The organism is Tamlana crocina (genome assembly GCF_012037625.1).
Genome location: NZ_JAAVJS010000057.1, coordinates 1 through 789 on the forward strand (window position 1 = coordinate 1; position 789 = coordinate 789).

Sequence of the window (789 nt, forward strand, 5' to 3'; positions counted from 1 at the left end):
ATTTATTGAACCATCAACCTGAAACTATATGAAAGCAAAAAATAATCTACTTGGAGTGGGGATTTTAACTGGTATCGCCAGTTCCCTTTGTTGCATAACTCCTGTACTTGCCATAGTAGCTGGAACGGGAGGCATTGCGGGCGCATTTGATTGGATGGAGCCTTTCAGATGGCCTCTTGTAATAGTTTCATTGGTTGCTTTAGGATTCGCTTGGTATTTGAACCTGAAGGCTACACAAGATGATGATTGTGGTTGTGACACGAAATCCGAACCTTCTTTCTTCCAATCCAGAACATTTTTGGGTGGAGTAACTGTTTTTGTTGCTCTGAGTCTGGCATTCCCTTACTATGCAGAAGCTTTTTATCCTTCCAATGAGAAGGAGGTTGTGTTTGTGCAGGAGAAAAACATTCAGACCATGGAATTTTTAGTAAGCGGTATGACCTGCGCTGGATGTGAGGGTCATGTAAAATCCGAAGTTAATAGGTTAAACGGCATTGTCTCCTGCCAAGTGTCTTACGAAGATGGTAATACCGTAGTCGAATTTGATAGTACACGCACGAACGTTGAAGAAGTAAAAACGGCAATTGAACGAACAGGATATAAAGTCACAAAAGTAGAAAGACCATGAAGAAATATGATGTTATAGTAATAGGTTCAGGTATGTCGGGTATGACTGTTGCAAACAAATGTGCTTCCAAAGGATTAAAAGTAGCAGTGACAGATGACTTGCCTTATGGTGGAACTTGTGCTCTTCGTGGTTGTGACCCGAAAAAGATAATTATTGGTGCT

General features: G+C 40.9%; 2 protein-coding genes. Both read left to right on the forward strand.

The window, feature by feature from the left end; translation table 11 throughout:
• Positions 1-28 precede the first annotated feature (28 nt).
• A complete protein-coding gene (gene merTP, locus HC176_RS15570) occupies positions 29-628 on the forward strand; it encodes a mercuric transport protein MerTP (protein ID WP_167919894.1) in 600 nt (199 codons plus the stop codon).
• The coding region (locus tag HC176_RS15575; protein WP_167919896.1) for an FAD-dependent oxidoreductase at positions 625-789 on the forward strand (165 nt) is incomplete at its 3' end. The genes merTP and HC176_RS15575, both read left to right, overlap by 4 nt.